This is a genomic window from Pseudoalteromonas sp. L1 (genome assembly GCF_021728095.1).
Taxonomy (GTDB): Bacteria; Pseudomonadota; Gammaproteobacteria; order Enterobacterales; family Alteromonadaceae; genus Pseudoalteromonas.
Genome location: NZ_JAKKCT010000002.1, coordinates 660,028 through 679,700, shown reverse-complemented (window position 1 = coordinate 679,700; position 19,673 = coordinate 660,028). Strand labels below are relative to the sequence as shown.

Below are 19,673 nucleotides of genomic sequence, written 5' to 3'. Positions count from 1 at the left end.
AAGCAGGATGTTGTATGAAGTGGCAATTACTAATGGCCTTTTTAGGCTACCTGATTTTTATGATCTGGTTTGGCTGGTGGGTAAGTCGGAATAGCAAAACCGGTGACGACTTTTTACTAGGCGGACGAAACCTTCCTTTTATTTTAACCTTGGGTACAACCGTTGCGACTATGGTTGGTACGGGCTCCTCAATGGGGGCAGTTGGCTTTGCTTATAACAATGGCTGGGCGGGGATGATTTATGGGCTTGGTGGAGCATGCGGCATATTGCTGCTAGCAAAGCTATTTGCACCTGTCAGAAAGCATGAATTTATGACTATGAGCGAAGAGGTTTCTTTTTATGTAGGGGCTGATCCGCTTGTTAAGAATACTATCGCTATATTCATTTTTGTAGCCAGTATTGGCTGGCTTGGCGCCCATATTCTAGGTGGCGGAATGTATTTGGCTTGGTTAACGGGGTTATCACCACTGAGTGCTAAATTGTTCATTGCTCTTGGTTTTAGTATTTATGTGGTAATAGGTGGCTATGTTGCCGTTGTGTGGACAGACTCTATTCAAGCTCTAGTATTGTTTATTGGGTTTTTCTTGATGGCGGGTGTTGCGCTCTATCAAGCGGATGGTTTGATGATGATCAACGAAGCACAACCTGTACTGAATCAAAGCTTTTTATCACTCGATAAAATAGGTGTTGTACATGGTATTTCGTTGTTTTTTGCAGTCTTGGTTGGCGTACTTGTTGCACCTTCATTTCGCCAACGAATATATTCTGGCAAGCATGTTAGCAGTATTCGTCAGTCATTTTATTTATCTGGCGCTTTATATCTGCTGTTTGCAATTGTACCTGCCATAATAGGTATGGCTGCATACAAGCTCAACCCAACCCTTGAAAACAGTGCCTTTTCATTTCCTTATATGGCCTTTGAGCTTCTTCCTTTTGGCTTGGCGGCGTTGGTAATAATTGCTGGACTCTCAGCCACTATTTCAAGTGCCAGTTCCGATGCCATTGCGGCGGTAAGCGTATTGATTCGTGATATCTATATGCTGGTATTTAAACGGATGCCACATGCCAGTGAGGTCGTTTTGCTATCACGCATAGGTTTAGTGCTAACAATTGGCACGGCGTTACTTTTGGCGTTACTTACTAACGATGTTATTGGTTACATCACCAATATGATTGCGACATTGATGTCGGGGTTGTGTGTTTGTGTGCTGCTTGGGCATTTTTGGCCCCGATTTAATTGGCAGGGCGCGATGACGGCATTATTAGTGTCATTTATCGTGTCAATGGCGGTAATTTTAACGCCACATTGGCAAGCCTATTGGAGTAATCCCATCATTCCAGCAACCTCTGCATCAATGCTACTTTGTATTATTGTTACCTTACTCACCCCAAAACAACGCTGCAGTAGCGAACAAGCATTAGCAATTTTAAATAAGCAAAGAGAGGCGATGCATCATGATTAATGTGGCCTTCTTTGGCGAAGCAATGCAAGAGCTTAGCGGTGATAACAGCATTCGATTTGGTGGCGATGTTTATAACACTGCGGTGTATTTTAAGCGCTTACAATTAAAAAATACGAAGGTAAATTTTGTAACGGCGCTGGGCAGTGATGAAGTAAGTGACGTTGCACGTTGCCTTTGGCAGGAGCAGGGCTTATCGCTTGACTACTTGCAAATAGCAGCGAATAAAACCCTTGGTAGCTACGGTATAACAACCGATACAAAAGGAGAGCGTTATTTTAGTTATGAACGTGATGACAGCGCTGCCAAGCGGTATTTTTATTTAGATACACAACACAGGTTCGTTAATGCCTTGCGCGAAGGATATATGAGTCATTGTTATTTTTCAGCGATTAGTCTAGCTATTTTAGATACACCTAGCCGACAGTTATTGTTAGATGCATTGCATACCTTTAAAACCGCAGGCGGCAAAGTGATTTTCGATAGTAATTATCGTTCTGTACTTTGGCGATCAGACGATGCTGCTGGTTACTTTAAAAAAGCATTCCAGCTTGCTGATTATTTGTTTGTTACTGATGATGATCATTATGGGGTGTTTGGTGAATGCACAGAGCAGCAGTTAGTCGCGTTTTATCAACAATGTTCATCTGACCTTGTTGTGATAAAGCAAGGGCTGGCAGATACACTGGTGCTTGAGCATGGAACATTGCAGCGCTTTCCAGTGACGCCTGTAACACAGGTTATAGATACAACATCAGCTGGAGATGCTTTTAGTGCTGGCTTTTTAGCTGCATTTTTACACACTGGATCCATTACATACGCCGTAGATATTGCTCAGCAATTGGCGAGTCAAGTTATCGTTGCTAAAGGGGCGATAGTCGCAACCAGCATTCAATTAGAGCATAGTGAGGGTTAAACCATGTTATTTATTTTACGCGTTGTATTTTGTAGCCTTTGGGTACTAAGTGTTGCGCATGCTAAATCATTACCTTTAATGCCGATGCCTGCAAGTATCACAGAACTTGAAGGCAAGTTTCAATTAGATCAAAAAAACTTAACTGTCTATTTAGCCGAGAAATACCGAGACCCTAGTGAAGGGTTATTTGAGCACTCTGCGTTTTTTCAGCAGTTTGCGAAGGTCAATTGGGCAGAAGAAAATAAAGCACAGCTGGTTATCGACGTTGATAACTGGTTACCCGCAGTCCCTACTTTAGGAGTGGATGAAAGCTACCAGTTGAGTATTAGTTCGCAAGGTATTTTACTCAAGAGCGCGACTCAGTTTGGTATGCTCCGAGGATTTAGTACTTTGTCGCAGTTAGTGTTTTCAACAAAGCAGCCTTACTTACTGAGTGCGATCAAAATTGATGATACGCCAGCATACCCGTGGCGAGGGCTACTATTTGATAGCGTTAGACACTTTTTACCAATTGCAGATGTAAAGCGTACCCTTAGAGGGCTTGCTTTAGCAAAAATGAATGTATTTCATTGGCACCTCACAGATGATCAGGGCTGGCGTATAGCGCTTAAAAGTTACCCTAAGTTACATCAACACGCTTCGGATGGGCTTTATTACACACAGCAGCAGATTAAAGACGTGGTTAGCTATGCCGCACAGTTAGGTATTCGAGTGGTGCCGGAGTTTGATGTGCCAGGGCATGCGAGCAGTATTGTGCTTGCTTACCCTGAGCTCGGCAGTGGCACAACTCCTACGTCGATAGAGCGCCACTGGGGGGTATTTAGACCCTTATTAGACCCTAGTAATCCAAAAGTGTATACATTTGTAGAGGACGTGATAAAAGAGCTAACGGAGTTATTTCCCGACGCTTATTTACACATCGGTGGTGACGAAGTGGATGCCCGTGACTGGCAAGAAAATAAAAAAATACAAGCGTTTATGGCTGAGCACGACTTACCAGATAGTCACGCATTACATGCTTATTTTAATCAACGTGTTGCTAAAATCTTAGCTAAATATAATCGCAAAATGATTGGTTGGGATGAAGTACTACATCCAACACTACCTAAGCAAACATTAGTGCAGTCTTGGCGTGGTCATCATTCTCTTGCTGCCATTCAAAAGGCGGGGTTTGATGGTTTATTATCCAGTGGTTTTTACATCGATCAGCCACAATGGACAAATTATCATTATCGTAATCATCCTGAGCCTTTAAAGCGTGACCCATTAACCGCAAGCAACATTTTAAGCAGCGCACAGTTCACTCTAACACGCCTTAAGGGCAGTGCTGTTACCGGCGACATAAGTGTATTTACAACTGCCGATTCAGAGCTTGCCGCTTTAGTTACTATAACAGGCAAAGGGGCGTTTATAACAAAAAATGTGAAACAACGAGCAGCAGGGTTCGAAGTATTAATTGATACATGGATGGGGCCTACGATGCTGGTTGTTGCGACTAACAAAGTGAGTAACTTACCAGCATTTGTTGGTAATACCCCGTATGACTTACAGACTACACCTGATGAGAAACCCAGTATTCAAGTGCTTAATCAAACATTACACGATACACAGCAGGTTAAAAAATCAGGCGAAGTATTGGGCGGTGAGGCAACAATATGGGCGGAGCTAATCACAACAGACACCATAGATACACGCCTTTGGCCACGCGTTTATGCTATTGCTGAGCGTTTTTGGTCACCCAAGAGTATGACCGATGAGCGAGATATGTATCGCCGTTTAGCGATTATGGATGAATTTGCTATACAACATGGTAGTAAACATAAGGCGCAATTTATTTCTCGTCTTGAAAACGTGTTAGCTGATAATGCCAATCAGGCTAATATCAATACACTACTAACATTTAGTACGTTTATTGAGCCTGCACATTATTATACTTTGCACCATTTAGCCTATTTGAGAAATGAATATCACCATGATGTGCCACTTGATAAGCTTGTAGATGTACTCCCTGTTGAAAGTTTGCAGCTACGTGCGTTTAATTATCAAGTTGAAGACTTTCGACAGCAATGCGCTACAGAGCTAAAAGAAACGTTGCAGTCACAAGTCAGCCGTTGGAGAGAATTTATAACCAACCAGCAAAAGGTTATTGAATCAATTCCTGAGTGGCAACAGGCTTACAAGCAAATAGAGGCATCTTTTAACACGAGTGATGTTCAACCTATTGCGAATAATAATGGCACTATTGCTCATGTTATCGCCTCATTAAATCATTACAAAGAAGCAAGCAAGCATTGCGAAAGTATGAAAAAGAGTCAATTTTGATATTTATTCTCATGCTTTATTGCTAATCTAAGGGCACAGCTTTTAAATGTTAAGGTGTGTATGTTAGATAAAGTATTGCATGATTTTTTAGTTATTTGGGCCACAATTGACCCAATAGGCACGATGGCACTGTTTGCTGCTCTAACGGCTAAATTACCTGCTAAAAAGCGGCGTAAAACAGCCTTTAAAACGGTGGGGTATGCTGCCATTGTGCTTATAGGAGCCATTGTTATTGGCCAATTACTATTGAGTGCAATGGGCATTAGCTTGTTATCATTTCAGGTTGCTGGTGGCATCATTTTATTTTTATTTGGCCTGCAAATGATATTTGCTGATGATTCTTCACAGGACGATATTGAACCGCAACATGATATTTCCGTTTTTCCTTTAGCTATTCCTGCAACGGCTTCACCAGGAGCAATATTGGCAGTTATCTTAATAACGGATAACCATATATACACCATAAAAGAGCAAGTTATAACGGCTCTAAATATGTTAGGGGTGTTGTTAATAACGCTTGTATTGTTATTACTCAGTGGTCGCATTTTAAAATTAATAGGCACTGGCGGTGCGTCAATTTTAACACGTATTATGGGGTTGATTTTGGCCGCTTTGTCTGTTGAATTTGTTATGGAAGCATTGGGAGTAGCGAAGTGGATTGCAAGTAATTAAGCCCGCATAGCGGGCTTAATTTGCAAGCTGTAATATTATTGAGATACAGTGAATGAAACTTCTAAATCGTCGCCAGAAGTGACTGTTACAGGTTTAACCTGATAAAGAGTGAAAGCCTCGTCTTGCGCTTCTGCATCATCAATATGTGCTGCACATGTGTATGCTAATTGATAATCACCAGGTTGTACGAATGCAAGCTCAAACTCAAATTGATTGTCATCACTATCGAATACGACATCAGCTGTTGCAAGCGGGGCATCAGCAGGGGTCTCATCTTCATTTTCTTCGTAGTTATCCATTGGTACTTCTACGTAGCTGCTGTATAGGTAAACAGCATGACCAAACGAGCCATCTTCAAGAGCGATATCGATGTTATCTGTTTCGCAGTTAGCGATTAATACGTCGCTTACTGTACCTTCAATATCTTCAGATTCAGCAAGGTTTTCTAGACGTACACCACGAGGTTTTAAGAAAATCTCGTCACTATTTTGTGGATCAACCAATGACTTTTTAAGATCAAATTCCATTACAAAATCGTTACCAGCTTGGTTAAGTGTAAAACCATCTAGCTGGATTTCGCCTACACCATCGTTGCCTTTGCGTTTTACAACCAGTGGGGCAATGCTGTCATCCTCATATACAACATGTGAAGTCATCGTTAGGTTGTTGCTGTCACCATTGATTACATCAGCACGGATCCATTGATAGTCGCCAGCAGGGACTTCTTCATCATCAAGTAGTGAGAAAACATCATCGCCAGTGTAATCGAGTAAGTTAACCATCTCTGGTAGTGTGTCATCACTCTCTTCACGAGTCTCAAATGTAAAATCTTCACCGCCTTGGCTTCTCAGTGTGATTGAATCAAAGACAACGTTAACCGCTTTTAAACCTGTTACAGGCGCATCCGATACACCTAGTGTGAACTGAGCTGTTTGAGGTGTTGGATCTGGCGTGTCGTTATCGTCGTTATCTGAGCCACAACCTACAAGTGCAAATAAAATGGCGCTGCTTAATAAAGTTGTTTTGAAGTTCATGATTGATCCCTTTTGTGTTCTAAATGTTGCATTAAGTGTAATGAATTAAACTTAATGCAACTTGAACTTAAGAAAAATAACTTTTCAGCTGAAAAGTGTGACCTAACCTAAGCCTTATAACGGCTAACGTTCTGCTCCAATTGAGTGGCTGTATCAGTAAGCTCGTGCATATAAGAGGTTGCTACATCGGTATCACTGGCCGTCTTATTTGCAATTTCAACAATAGTTGTCATGTTTTGGTTTATCGCTTCAGAGACCGATGTTTGCTCTTCAGCTGCGGTGGCTATCTGTGCATTTTGTGATGTAATCGTGTTAACCGAGTGCAACACTTCATTTAAAGCTTTTTCTACTTCACTTGCTTCAGAAACACTGGTTGCGCTACCACTCTTTATTGCCTGCATTATACTTGTAACCGTTGTTGTACCTTGCTGAACTTGTTCAATCATGCTTTCAATTTCATGGGTACTGTCTTGGGTGCGTTTTGCAAGCGTGCGAACTTCATCAGCTACCACCGCAAAACCACGACCAGCTTCGCCTGCGCGTGCTGATTCAATTGCTGCATTGAGTGCTAATAGATTTGTTTGCTCAGCAATATTTCTGATCACATCAAGCACACTGCCTATTTGACTTGATTGTTGATTGAGCTGGTCAACCGCATTCGCCCCTTCGTCGACTTGTTTAGCAAGTCCGTTGATCACTTTTATAGCAATAAGAAGTTGATTATTAGCTTGTTTTACCAAGTGATCAGCATGTTCAGCCGCGGTTGATGCTTCTTGGGCGCTACGTGCAACTTCCATTGACGCTGCCGACATTTCGTTAATAGCGGTTGCAACTTGCTCACTTTCTTCATGTTGACGATTAATACCTGTATGCATATTAGCAAGTAGCTCATTGAGCTTGAGTGAGGCGTGATTCATCGATTGTGATGATTGGCGAATATCGATGACCATTTTGCCGACATCATCAGCAAAGCGATTGAATGAACTACCAAGCTGGCCAAGCTCATCAGTTCTTTTTTCCATGAGTCGTCGAGTGAGGTCACCATCCCCCTGAGAAATGTCATTCATGGCAAGCACAGTTGTATGTAGCGGACTTGTGATACTGCGAGATACCACAACGGCAATCGCGGCTGTTACAGCAACAGCAAGCACCGAGGCAATAATGGTGTTTACAAATGCATTATCAATCGCGTCGTTAACTCTTGTTTCTGTGCTGGCAACTTGTTGTTCAAGGCCGCTTATCCAAAATCCGGTACCTAACACCCAATTCCATTTTGGGATGAGTGCGGCGTAGCCAAGTTTAGGGCTAATAACACCTTGGGTATTTTTCCATGCATACTCGACGAAGCCACCCCCGTCTTTCGCTGATGAAATGAGCTCTCGAATTAAATAAACCCCATTGGGATCTTTAAAATCGTAGAGGTTTTTACCTTCTAATGATGCATTTACACCATGGGCAACACTGACACCTTGTAGGTCATAAACAAACACATAGCCGGTATCGCCGGCATCATCGAAGCGTAAGTTTCTAAGAATATCTTTAGCCTGAGCTTGTAATTGTTGAGTATTTGTACCGTTATCCTGTGCTACTAAGTGAGAGATAGAGCTCATGGCAATTTTTTGGTAATTACTCACTTCTGCTTTGCGATCACTTTTCATCTGTGAAGCAAAGCTTTCCACTGTTTGAGCACCACTATTCTTTGACTGCACATAGTTATAAATAGTGAGCATAATAGCAATGAGTAAAGGTGGAAGAAGGGCAAGAAGCAGTACCCTTTGCTGAATTGATAGCGCCATTAATTTCTCCTTATAGAATTCTTACTACTAGTGTAGTGGGTTTATAGAATTTTATAAGTCGACTTTATGGCTATATTCGCCTGAATTGACTAAATTAAGCGACTTGTTTGTAAAAATACACAGTCGCATCAAATTCACCTGTTGAACTTTTAGCAAACCTAGGGATTGTGCCTGCTTCTATGTAGCTTAGCTTTCGATAAAGATGTGATGCGGTATCGCCAAGTCGTGTGTCTAGGACAAGCAAAGCTAGACCTAACACCTGTGCATCTGTTTCAAGGCTATTCATAAGTTGTTTTGCAATTCCTTTGCCCTGATAATCACTATGTACCATCAGCTTTTCAACTTCACCTCGATGGCTACCATTCGTCTTTGCACATAAAGAAAGCTGCACAGAGCCGATTACATCTTCACCATCGAAAGCAAGGTATAAACGACGATAGGGAGTGGCTAAATCGGCATCGACTGCTTGCCAGTAGTCATGTGCCGACTGTAATGATAACGGGGCTATAAAGCCGACTGATGCGCCATTGGCGACGCTATCAATCAGCAATGCATTAAGTGATTTAGACACACCTTTAATAGAATGTACTGCTTTAATTTTCATTATTTATTCTTGTTGAAATTGATACACAGAGCCTAAGTTAAGCACGCTGGTTAGCTCATCAAGTGCCTGATAGCTTTCGGTTAAAAGCATTGGATCGGCAAAGTCGTCACTACTTAAAGAGTCACGGTAATGCTTATTCGCCCAACTCACTAATTGGTTATATTTTTCTTCGCTAAATCGTACAGCCGGATTGACCGCTGCCAGTTCATCCGAATTGAGTGCAACACGTAAGCGTAAACAAGCAGGGCCGCCGCCATTTTGCATACTTTGGCGTAAGTCAAAAAAGCGTACTTGTTGAACTGGGTTATCTGCCACAATCATTTCTTGAATGTAATCGTGAACGGCTTGATTGCGCTCACACTCTTTAGGTGCAACCAGCATCATGCTGTTATCACTTAAGGTAATTAATTGGCTATTAAATAAATAGCTGCTAACAGCATCTGTAATGCTCACTTTATTGGTCGGCACTTCAATAATATGTAGCGGCTTATTGCCAAGGTAGGCTTGTTTAATCTGTTTTAGCGTATCAGCTTGATGCAAAAACGCTTGTTCATGGCATAAAAGTACATTGCCATTGGCTACCGCAATCACGTCGTTATGAAACACGCCTTGGTCTATGACATCAGGATTTTGTTGAATAAATAACTGATTTTCAGGCTTTAGTTGATGTAAGCGGGCAATGGCTTGCGATGCTTCAAGAGATTGTCTTGCAGGAAATTTTACAGGCTTTGGAAGGGCGCTATTAAAACTACTTGCCCCATAAACAAAGATCTCAAGCCCTGCATCTGCATGGCTGTCGCATAATCGATTATGGTTTGCAGCGCCTTCATCACCAAAAAAGCCTTGCTCAGGTAAGTGTGTGTGGTGGCTAAAGTAACGCTCGTCGGTAAACATGGCTTTTAACAACGCGGATGTTGTTACTGGCTCTAACGAACGATGAAACTTATTATTTAAGTTTGCAGCCGTAAAGTGCACTTTGCCATCAAGGGTATCAACTGAAGGTGAGATAGTGCCAGCATTGGCTGTCCACATTGCCGATGCACTGTAACAAGCTCGTAGCAAAACTGGGTCGGCTTTAAATGCTTTTTCAATAATTTGGCTATCAGTGCCTGTAAAACCTAAGCGTTTTAGCACGTTAATGTCGGGGCGAGCATGAGGTGCAAAAATACCTTGCTCAAGTCCTAATTCGTGCATCGCCTTCATTTTTTCAAGGCCTTGTAGCACCGCCTCTTTTGGGTTTGAATGCGAAGAGGCGTGACTTAGCGAAGCAACATTGCCATACGATAATCCCGCGTAATTATGGGTAGGCCCCACTAAGCCATCAAAGTTTACTTCTACTGCGTGCATACTTAATCCATCATTGTTGTGCGTGTATTTTAACCATACAGAAGTTATTTAGCTGAAGCTAGCTAACTCCATTTCTACATTACGTAGGTTTTGCTTAAGACGTTTTTGAGTAGCAATTAAATATGCCTTTTGCTTGTTTAGTTTTGTCTGTTGCTGCCTTAATGCTTTGTAAATAGCTCTTTTAGGGATGTCGTATTGTTCTGCTGCTTCGGTGATTGTAAGTTGATGTACAGAAACCTTTTTTAATGCTTCGATAAATGCGGGGTCATTATTTAACATAGCGACGCTCCAAATCAGCAACATTATGCGGATCGTGTGCTTCATGAATATGCCATGTGCTGATATCTAATCGCCAAAGTAGATAAAGAGTGTGAAAAAAGTTAGTCACGTTAGTCTCCTTGTTAGTGCCAGTTCATACTCAATATAGGAAGATCTGTGCCAAACCTTTATTAAATTTAAATGTACTAAAAATCAATCGGTTAATTTTTGACGGCTAGAGCGTCCCTACAAACAGGCACTAAAATAGTGAAAGGCAAGCGCAGTAATGCACTTTAATGATGCGTGCTTGTATTATTGTTTGAGCAAATATGCGATGTGAAATCGCTGCTACATGCTTGCGCCTTGTAGGAATATCTTTAGTCATGAACTATTAACCACCACACAAAGGTAAAACTCTTGGACGTAGGCGTGAAACTTGTTTCGCGCGCCAAGCAAGCGTGACGCCTACAGGTAGCAGCGGCTTTATGCCGCGACATAGGTGAGGTCGGAGAGATACGAGAATAAAACGCGATGTGAAATCGCTGCTACTTACTCGTATCTCGTTTTTCGTAGCAGCGGCTTTATGCCACGACATAGATGAGGTCGGAGAGATACGAGAATAAAACGCGATGTGAAATCGCTGCTACATGCTGGCAACTCGTAGGAATGACTTTAGTCATGCATTATTAACCACCACACAAAGGTAAAACCCTTGGACGTAGGCGTGAAACTTGTTTCGCGCGCCAAGCAAGCGTGACGCCTACATGCTCGTTACTCAAATCCTTCCAAAACAAGCTTTCCGCGAGCTTTATGAGATTCTAAAATTCCATGGGCTTTAACAAGGTTTGCTACGTTTATCTTACCTAAATGCTCACCCAGTGTTGTTTTGATTGTGCCGTTATCAACTAAGCTAGCAAGCTCAGAAAGAAGCTGATGCTGGGCAATCATATCATCGGTTTGGAACATTGAGCGGGTATACATAAACTCCCAATGCAGCGAAATACTTTTACGCTTTAACTTTAAAATATCAAAGCTTGCAGGGTCGTCGATCAGAGCCAATTTACCTTGTGGCTTGATCACTTCCATAATGCTATCAAGGTGTTGGTCGGTGTGGGTTAAACTCACTACGTAATCAAACTCATTTAAGTCAGATGCAAGACGTTGCTCGTTAAGGTTTTTGCTATGATCAAGCACATGATCAACACCTAAATCTTTAAGCCAGTTGGCGCTTTCTTCTCGTGCGGCGGTACCAACAACGGTTAAATTGGTAAGCTGTTTGGCAAGTTGCACTAAAATTGAGCCTACACCGCCTGCGGCACCTATCACTAATACAGAGGCTGGTTTATTATCTTTTGATTTTTCAATCTGTAAGCGGTCGAACAATAACTCCCATGCCGTAATACTGGTTAATGGCAGGGCGGCTGCTTCACTATTACTCAGGCTTGTTGGTGCAAGACCGACAATGCGTTCATCAACAAGTTGCAGCTCAGCGTTACTGCCTTGGCGCGTTAAGTCGCCAGCATAAAACACACGATCACCGACATTAAATAACGATACGTTGTCGCCAACAGCTTTAACTGTTCCCACAGCGTCCCAGCCAATAACTTTGTAACCAGTGTCTGGTGACACATTCGCGCGAATTTTAGTATCAACGGGGTTAACTGAAATTGCTTCTACGGCGACAAGAATGTCGTGACCTGTCGCAACGGGATCTGGTAATTCAATCGCTTGTAGTGATGAGTCCGACAACGTTGGGGTTGCTGTAGTGTATCCAAATGCTTTCATGATGGTGTCCGTATTGATGAGTTTTAAACACTATAGCGCATCTAGTTTTATTAAAAAGCGGTGTAATCCAAATTCACTTTCAAATAATTTTTGTTAATTAAGGTCACTATTTACTAAATCGAGTAACTCAATCAGTTGTAAGGCTTGTTGCTCGTTAATGCTTGGGAAGCGACAACGAATTTGCGACGGTATCTCAGCGGCTTGATCTTGCATCGCCTTGCCTTTGGCTTCGAGCTGCACCAGTCGTTTGCGTTTATCTTGGCTATCTTTAGTGATCGACAACAATGCTTTATCGCTCATTTTTTTCAAAATTTGCGTCATCGCACCACCATCAATGGCGGTTTTTTCAAGTAATTCAGCAATGCTGATCTGATCTTTTTCCCACAGCGCCATCATTACGACGTATTGCGGGTAGGTTAAATCTAATAGGTTGAGAGAATCTCTATACGCACGGGCAATCCCATTCGATGCCATATATAAGCGGTGGCATAGCTGGTTATCTAATTTTAGTTGTGGGTACTTCATACTCGATCCTCAAAATTCAATACGTGTATTTTAATTTGCATACAAAGTATTTGCAATCCCGAAAAAGCTGATCTAATATATTTTGCATGCAAAATATATTTTCACTCAATTAGGAGAGTAATCATGAAAGAACTACAAAGCGTCGCATACACAGCAAAAGCAACAGCAACAGGTGGCCGTGAAGGCACAGCAAAATCAGATGATGGTCGTTTAGATGTGGCACTATCAACACCTAAAGGGTTAGGTGGTGATGATGGTCAAGGTACAAACCCTGAGCAATTATTTGCAGCAGGTTACGCGGCTTGTTTTATCGGTGCATTAAAGTTAGTGGCTGGCCAAGCAAAAATTAAATTACCTGCAGATACTCACATTAACTCTGAAGTATCAATTGGTCCTATCGAAGGTGGTTTTGGTATCGCTGTTAAGCTTGCGGTATCGGTAGGTGATCTTGATAAAGACACCGCTCTTGCACTGGTTAATAAAGCGCACGAAGTATGCCCATACTCAAATGCAACGCGCGGTAACATTGCTGTAGAATTATCAGTGATCTAATTGCTCTATACCAAAATAGGCCGTGCTTTATGCGCGGCTTTTTTGCTTTTCAGCAATCGATTTTGCTAAATCACCTGAACCAGTAAGCGCTGATACTAGGCCTTCGCGTGGTTCACTAAATTGTATTGGCTTAATCATGCTTGCTCTGGCTGCATCGAATACCGGTATTTGGCTCATCGCGTATTCCGACAAGGCGGTAATGGTTAATGATGGGTTTACCCCTAAATTACCCGGTATGATTGAGCCGTCAATAACACGTAGGTTTTGATAGCCGAACACTTCGCCTGAGCTATCAACAACGCCGTTAGAAGCATCAGTGCCCATGGCGACTCCACTCATTATATGCGCTGTCATCGGGGCACCAAAGAGCACTTCAGATAAGGCTGAGCCTGGCACGCCACCGAGTTTCTCGGCGTAGAGTTTGGTTGCTTCTTCTGCTTTTGGAAAACTAACACTAAGCGGCGTGTCATTGTCTTTTTGCACCGCAGTAATGCCGTTTTTAAATAATCGATACCATTTACGTCGCCATTCTAGGTGAATAAACGCCTCGGATTTTTGCATCACCAAAAAGAGAATTGAGCTGCGGGCTTTGCCTTTTGGCCGCAATACTTTGGCTGTTTTTATTGGATGACGCAGTGTATTCACTAAAAACTTAGCAATACGCTTGAGGCCTTTTCCAGTCACCATAGGAACGTAAGGTAAATATAGCCATGTGCCATCGGCGCCTTCTCTAAAGCGGCAAATTTCAATATTGGTGTCTTTGTCGACCGAAATAAATGAACTGATCGCAACGCCATCATCAACTTTTTTAGTAGTGTTGTTTGCGGTGGTGAGAGTTTCTGAATTAGTGCGAATTTGCTGACCCAGCCAAGCTGAAATATTGGGCAGTGTTTTGTCTTTATCGCGCATTTTTAAAAGCAAAGGCACGGTGCCCATGACCCCTGCGCTTAGCACAACGCCACGTGTTGTTAGCGTATAAACATGGCTATTGCGATGACTGGTATCTTTAATCTTAATTTTGTATCCGGCGCTGCCATCTGCATTGAGCGGGGTGATTTTGATTACTTCAGAGCTGGGTCTTATCTCTACGCCATTGCGCTCGGCAAAGTACAGATAGTTTTTCATTAAGGTGTTTTTGGCATTATGGCGACAACCAATCATGCAGCTACCACAATAATGGCAGGTATTCCGCCTTGGACCATCGCCATTAAAGTATGGGTCGGGTAGCTCTTTGTTATAGGCTTCGCCAGGTTTTGCAAAAAGCACCCCGGTATTCACGGTTTTGAACGAGTCACCTTGGCCCATCTGCTCAGCAATCTCTTTTAGTGTGTGATCGGCAACATTGATATAGGTATTTTTGGCACTGCCTAACATCCGCTGTGCAAGCCCATAGTAGGGCATTAGGCTTTCTTTCCAGTCTGATTTTATTCGTGTCCATGCTGGAGATTGAAAGACTTCATCATCGGGAATAAGATGCACATTGGCATAAATTTGTGAGCCACCACCCACACCCACACCATGCAGCACAGTGACTTTGCTGGTAAACGAAAATTGAATGCAACCTTTTAGGCCAATTTCTGGCTGCCACATATAGTTTTTGATATCTAGGTTGGTTTTTGGAAACGCTTTATCGTCGCGGCGTAGGCCTTTTTCGAGTACTAAAACTCGGTTGCCTTTTTCGCTAAGGCGAAGCGCACTCACAGAGCCGCCAAATCCAGAGCCTATAATAATTTGGTCAAAATCAAATGTGTGTTGCTGCATTATTATCACCTAGTGGCGTTTATTATTATGTGCTTATAACTTAGAACGTTTCTGGGTAAAAGATAGAACGTAATTTGAAAAAATTAAATAACCATCTAAATATAGTTAATTAATTGCGCTAAGACGTTTCGGCAGAAACAGAGTAAAGCAATTTACATGGACTGATGGCCCTTAAATTCATACTTTTTTTCTATTCGTCCCTCTGTTGTCATGCAAATGGTCTAAACTATTAGCAAATCAACAATAAAAATGGGAAAAATCGATGCGGCAGTTAGCATTAGCAAAGAAATTATTATGGCTTACCGTAGGCAGTATTTTCATTACTGTGTTTGTTCTATCGAGTATTTTATGGTGGCAGTTATCAAGCAGTAACCAACAGTTATCAGCACAATCAGAAAAGCTGATTGTTGCTGAAGTTGAAGACAAACTCGCCTCTAATGCAGCAGCCTATGGTGAGCAAGTTGCTGGGTTTATTAACGAAGCGTATCGTGTGCCATACTCTTATGCTGCGATGTTGGGTGATGAAAAAGCTGCAAGTACTCTAACGCGTGAAGCTGTTGTGGAGTTAAACCGCTCATTGCTTGAAAAAAACACCTTACTGTCGTCTATTTATACTCAATTTGAGCGCAATGGGTTTGACAACCGCGATGCAAACTTTGTCAGCGGTTATGATCACTCAGTTGCAGGGGCGGGGACGCTTGAAATTTATTTTACCCGTAATCGTGATGGTGCTATTGAGCAGCAAGTTGTTGAAGAGGTAGAAGAAAAATACGTAGACACACTCAATGAATTTGGTCAACGGGAGGCTGAATGGTACCTGTGTGTGAAAGATACGAAAGTCCCTTGCATTATGGAGCCGTACCTTTACGAAATTTCGCCTGGGTACTCAGAAATGATGACTTCTCTAACTGTTCCAATTCTTAGAGGTGAAAAGTTTATAGGCGTTGCAGGTGTTGATTTAACCCTTCCTGTTTTCCAAAAAATGACCGAAAAGTTGTCAAAAGAACTGTATAACGGTAAAGCCCGGGTTACTTTATTAAGCTCGCTTGATTTAGTCGTTGGCAGTAGTCATTACAAAGACAAGCTTGGCAGACCTTTAAAAGAAGCTGTGCCAAAAAATATGCTTGAAAACTACAATAAGTTAAAAAAGCAAAGTGGTATTTTTAAGGTGGGCGCAGAGTATTTGGTTAATTATCCAATCACCATTAAGCTTGCAAACACACAGTGGAATTTATTAATAGAAGTGCCAGCAGAGCTTGCTCTTGAAGGCCCGCAAGCACTTGCTAATACGATGAGTGAAAATGCAAATACGTTAGGCGGTTTAATCCTGGTTACAGGACTAATCATTGCTGGTGCCGCATTTTTGATTATGCTGTTAGTGATAAGAACGATTGTTGCGCCACTGCAACAAATTCAGCAACGGGTCGATAACCTTGCCAGTGCTGAAGGTGACTTAACACAAACTTTGCATGTTGAGACCCACGAAGAGCTTATTGCATTGGCTACAGGTTTTAATGCGTTTCTTACCAAACTACGAACACTGATTAGCGAGCTAAAAAACGTATCAACTCAAACAAAGCAACAGGCAGAGCTTGCAACCAGTGTGGCCGTTGATACCAAACATAATGTTCAAGCTCAGTTCCAAGAAATTGAGAGCGTCGTAACTGCAATGAATGAGATGAGCGCGACTGCACTGGAAGTAGCGAGAGCTTCGGAGCAGTCAGCTCAACAAGCTGATGAAATTAACGGGTTAGTGGTCAGCAGTGAGTCAAGCTTATCGTCTGCGGTGACACAAGTTAAAACAATGTCGAGCGAGATAAAAGAAGCTAATCAAGCCGTTGAAAAAGTAGCGGCGCGAAGTAACGACATTACACAAATTCTAGACGTGATCAGAACAATTGCAGAGCAAACTAACTTGCTTGCGCTTAATGCAGCTATTGAAGCGGCAAGGGCAGGGGAGCAAGGCCGTGGTTTTGCTGTGGTTGCCGATGAAGTGAGGGCGCTTGCATCTAAAACACGAGCTTCAACGGATGATATCAGTGGTCTAATCGACAGCTTGCAGCTTGAAGTGGGCAATGCCTCTAAAGTTATTGAGCAAGGGGTTGTGAGAGCTCAAACTGCGGTGGATGAAACCTCGGTCGCTTTTGATGCGTTGCACGAAGTTGTGGTAAAAGTTGATGAAATTACACAACAAATTACCCATATAGCAACGGCAGCAGAAGAGCAAAGCTCAGTCACAGAAGAAATTAACCGTAACCTTACGTTAATTTCGGATGCTGCATCGCAATTAGCTGAGCTATCAACACAAGCTGGAGATGGTAGTCAAACGCTTAATGCACTCGTTGCACAGCAAGATGATGAATTGAATAAGTTGAAGACGAAATAGCTCTAAGGAGCCAGTTGCGAGATACGAGTTCGAGATAAAGCGCGATGTAAAATCGCTGTTACGAACTCGTACCTCATTTCTCGTAACCCGTTTATAGCACCTCGTAGGAATGACTTTAGTCATGAATGATTAATCACAACGCAAAGGTAAAACCTTGGACGTAGGCGTGAAACTTGTTTCGCGCGACAGGCAAGCGTGACGCCTACATGTAGCAGCGGCTTTATGCCGCGTCATTGGTGGGGGAAGGGAGATACGCGATAAACACGCGATGTAAAATCGTTGCTACAGGCTCGCACCTCGTTCCTATTTCTCGTAGGAATGACTTTAGTCATGAATGATTAATCACAACGCAAAGGTAAAACCTTGGACGTAGGCGTGAAACTTGTTTCGCGCGCCAAGCAAGCGTGACGCTTGTTTTCTCCGACCTAATAACGTCACTGTTTGCTATTCATACAATTTATTAGACTAATAGTTAATGTGCTTTAAAAGTAAACTGTAACTTATTTTTTGTCTGCCTTTTTATAAATTATACATTAAAAAGCTCTTTTATTTCATTGGTTTAACTTTTCTTTCTTAATGTTCTACATTTTAAAACAGCCTTTTTTATAAATTCATACCCTACCTTTTGCCTAATCGTGTTTTATATCTCGCTGCTTTACCCTAAATGCAGAATAAAGACTCACACAATTTTCAAGATTAAGTAGTAGGAGAAGTCATGAATAAGACGCAGCATCAAGCATCAACTGCGCCTGCTGAGCTCGACCAGCAAAGCTACAAAGCACTCCACAAACCTAGCAGCGAATTTTCAAGCCGCGATGAATACCTCGAGAATGAACTGCAAATCATGCAACCTAAGCGTTGGCGACCAAACTTACCCTTTCGGGATTATCGTTTTGAGTTAGAAGATTCAATCCCTGCGATGGCAGGTACTATTGGTAAAGTGGTGATGGTGGGGGCAATTGCTGCCACATTTGCAGCTCCGCTTGGCCTTGGCGAAGCATTTATTTTAGAAAACGTTCGCTACGAGCTATTAATTGTTTCTATATTTATCTTATTGTTTTCAGGATTCTTTTTACCTACAGCAAACTTGGCTGGTACGCATGGGCCGCTGATCCCTTTAATACCTATCGTGGTTGCTGCGGGAGGGCATCCTATGGCGTTTGGATTACTGATCGGGGCATTTGGTTTATTGCTCGCACTCAGTAAAGGAGGCAGTTTACTGGCGGGCTTAACAAGCCGTGGTGTGTGTGGGGGATTACTGCTTTACCTAGGCTTTATCGGTACAATTTCACAGGTTAAAAAGCTGTTTGCATGGGCTGAGGGCATCGATATGACTCACATAGCCTTTATTGTGATCTTATCGACTATTGTTTTGTATGCACTGCTTGAGCATTACAAAAAGCGCTGGTTAGCCGTACCGTTAAGTTGTTTGCTGGGTGGTTTAATCGCCTTTTTACTGGGTGCTCCGTTTGAGTTTAAAACAGCCCCAGGGTTGCCTAATATGAACCCGATGTATTGGTGGGGTGAAAATACCGGTTGGATGCTAGGTTTACCAACACTTGAGAGCTTTGTAGTGGTATTGCCATTCGCGGTGCTGGCGGTTGCGATGTGGTCACCTGACTTTTTGGGGCATCAGGTGTTTCAAAAAATCAGTTACCCTGAGCGCACCGAAAAGGTACAAATGAATATAGACGATACAATGTTTAGCGCCTCAATTCGTCAAACCTTTGGTTCGTTGTTAGGTGGTTCAAACTTTACCTCGTCATGGGGAACTTACATTGTGCCAGCAGCCATCGCGAAGCGACCGATACCAGCCGGTGCGGTGTTGACGGCTTTATTTTGCATCATCGCAGGTATTTGGGGATACCCAATGGATTTAGCTATTTGGCAACCGGTATTATGTGTTGCACTTATTGTCGGAGTATTTATTCCATTACTTGAAGCTGGTATGGAAATGACGCGAGAAGGCAAAACTACCCAGTCAGCAGCAATTGTGGTGTTTTCTTCTGCTTTAGTGAACCCTGCGTTTGGTTGGTCACTGACTATGTTATTGGATAACTTGGGTTTGATTGGCTGTAAAGAACGTAGCTCTGAGTTGACTCCAATGAGTCGTTGGATTATTCCACTGGTAATGTTCGTCATTTTAACTGGAGTGATGGCTATTGTGGGTATGCTGCCAGGTATTCCAGCGTTAATGGCTGATTTTAGACATTAATTTTTAAGGGCAAGGCGAGTGTCTTGCCCTAACTTGCTTA

General features: G+C 42.4%; 15 protein-coding genes. 7 read left to right on the top strand and 8 right to left on the bottom strand.

All coding sequences use genetic code 11. The annotated features are described in order from the left end of the window. Window positions 1-14 precede the first annotated feature (14 nt). The 4 genes from L3V38_RS09160 to L3V38_RS09145 are packed head-to-tail and all read left to right on the top strand — an operon-like array spanning window position 15 to window position 5,370. Window positions 15-1,463, top strand: a complete 1,449-nt coding sequence (locus L3V38_RS09160) for a sodium:solute symporter family protein (protein ID WP_237119186.1) — start codon at window positions 15-17, stop codon at window positions 1,461-1,463. Further along, window positions 1,456-2,376, top strand: coding sequence for a sugar kinase (locus L3V38_RS09155; protein WP_237119185.1), 921 nt, complete (start codon window positions 1,456-1,458; stop codon window positions 2,374-2,376). The genes L3V38_RS09160 and L3V38_RS09155 overlap by 8 nt, the downstream gene beginning before the upstream one ends. Before the next feature lie 3 nt (window positions 2,377-2,379). Further along, window positions 2,380-4,698 (top strand): family 20 glycosylhydrolase, encoded by a 2,319-nt coding sequence (locus tag L3V38_RS09150; RefSeq protein WP_237119184.1) that lies wholly within the window; start codon window positions 2,380-2,382, stop codon window positions 4,696-4,698. Window positions 4,699-4,758: 60 nt separating this feature from the next. Further along, on the top strand, window positions 4,759-5,370 hold the full coding sequence (locus L3V38_RS09145) for a MarC family protein (protein WP_237119183.1): 612 nt from the start codon (window positions 4,759-4,761) through the stop codon (window positions 5,368-5,370). Window positions 5,371-5,405: 35 nt separating this feature from the next. Here the strand turns inward: L3V38_RS09145 and L3V38_RS09140 are convergent, their stop codons facing one another. The 7 genes from L3V38_RS09140 to L3V38_RS09110 all read right to left on the bottom strand — a co-directional run bounded on the left by L3V38_RS09140 (window position 5,406) and on the right by L3V38_RS09110 (window position 12,719). Beyond that, window positions 5,406-6,404, bottom strand: coding sequence for a DUF4382 domain-containing protein (locus L3V38_RS09140; RefSeq protein WP_237119182.1), 999 nt, complete (start codon window positions 6,402-6,404; stop codon window positions 5,406-5,408). Window positions 6,405-6,511: 107 nt separating this feature from the next. Continuing rightward, on the bottom strand, window positions 6,512-8,200 hold the full coding sequence (locus L3V38_RS09135; RefSeq protein WP_237119181.1) for a methyl-accepting chemotaxis protein: 1,689 nt from the start codon (window positions 8,198-8,200) through the stop codon (window positions 6,512-6,514). Between the two features lie 94 nt (window positions 8,201-8,294). Then, window positions 8,295-8,804, bottom strand: a complete 510-nt coding sequence (locus L3V38_RS09130; RefSeq protein ID WP_237119180.1) for a GNAT family N-acetyltransferase — start codon at window positions 8,802-8,804, stop codon at window positions 8,295-8,297. 3 nt (window positions 8,805-8,807) lie between these two features. Next, on the bottom strand, window positions 8,808-10,151 hold the full coding sequence (gene astB, locus L3V38_RS09125; RefSeq protein WP_237119179.1) for an N-succinylarginine dihydrolase: 1,344 nt from the start codon (window positions 10,149-10,151) through the stop codon (window positions 8,808-8,810). A gap of 48 nt (window positions 10,152-10,199) precedes the next feature. After that, window positions 10,200-10,430: a helix-turn-helix domain-containing protein gene (locus L3V38_RS09120; RefSeq protein WP_165381505.1), complete on the bottom strand. Its 231-nt coding sequence runs from the start codon at window positions 10,428-10,430 to the stop codon at window positions 10,200-10,202. Between the two features lie 750 nt (window positions 10,431-11,180). Beyond that, window positions 11,181-12,194: a zinc-binding alcohol dehydrogenase family protein gene (locus L3V38_RS09115; RefSeq protein ID WP_237119178.1), complete on the bottom strand. Its 1,014-nt coding sequence runs from the start codon at window positions 12,192-12,194 to the stop codon at window positions 11,181-11,183. A gap of 93 nt (window positions 12,195-12,287) precedes the next feature. Continuing rightward, complete coding sequence (locus L3V38_RS09110) at window positions 12,288-12,719, bottom strand: MarR family transcriptional regulator (protein WP_237119177.1); 432 nt, start codon at window positions 12,717-12,719, stop codon at window positions 12,288-12,290. Window positions 12,720-12,842: 123 nt separating this feature from the next. On the opposite strand from L3V38_RS09110, the gene L3V38_RS09105 reads away from it, so the two are divergent. Continuing rightward, window positions 12,843-13,271: an organic hydroperoxide resistance protein gene (locus L3V38_RS09105; RefSeq protein WP_054553604.1), complete on the top strand. Its 429-nt coding sequence runs from the start codon at window positions 12,843-12,845 to the stop codon at window positions 13,269-13,271. Between the two features lie 27 nt (window positions 13,272-13,298). Here the strand turns inward: L3V38_RS09105 and L3V38_RS09100 are convergent, their stop codons facing one another. Next, complete coding sequence (locus L3V38_RS09100) at window positions 13,299-15,032, bottom strand: GMC family oxidoreductase (RefSeq protein ID WP_237119176.1); 1,734 nt, start codon at window positions 15,030-15,032, stop codon at window positions 13,299-13,301. A 262-nt stretch (window positions 15,033-15,294) separates the two neighbouring features. Here L3V38_RS09100 and L3V38_RS09095 point away from each other — a divergent pair, with 262 nt between their 5' ends. Beyond that, window positions 15,295-17,418, top strand: a complete 2,124-nt coding sequence (locus L3V38_RS09095) for a methyl-accepting chemotaxis protein (protein ID WP_237119175.1) — start codon at window positions 15,295-15,297, stop codon at window positions 17,416-17,418. Window positions 17,419-18,133: 715 nt separating this feature from the next. Next, entirely contained in the window at window positions 18,134-19,633 is a 1,500-nt protein-coding gene (locus L3V38_RS09090; RefSeq protein ID WP_130151820.1) for a DUF3360 family protein, read from the top strand. Window positions 19,634-19,673 lie beyond the last annotated feature (40 nt).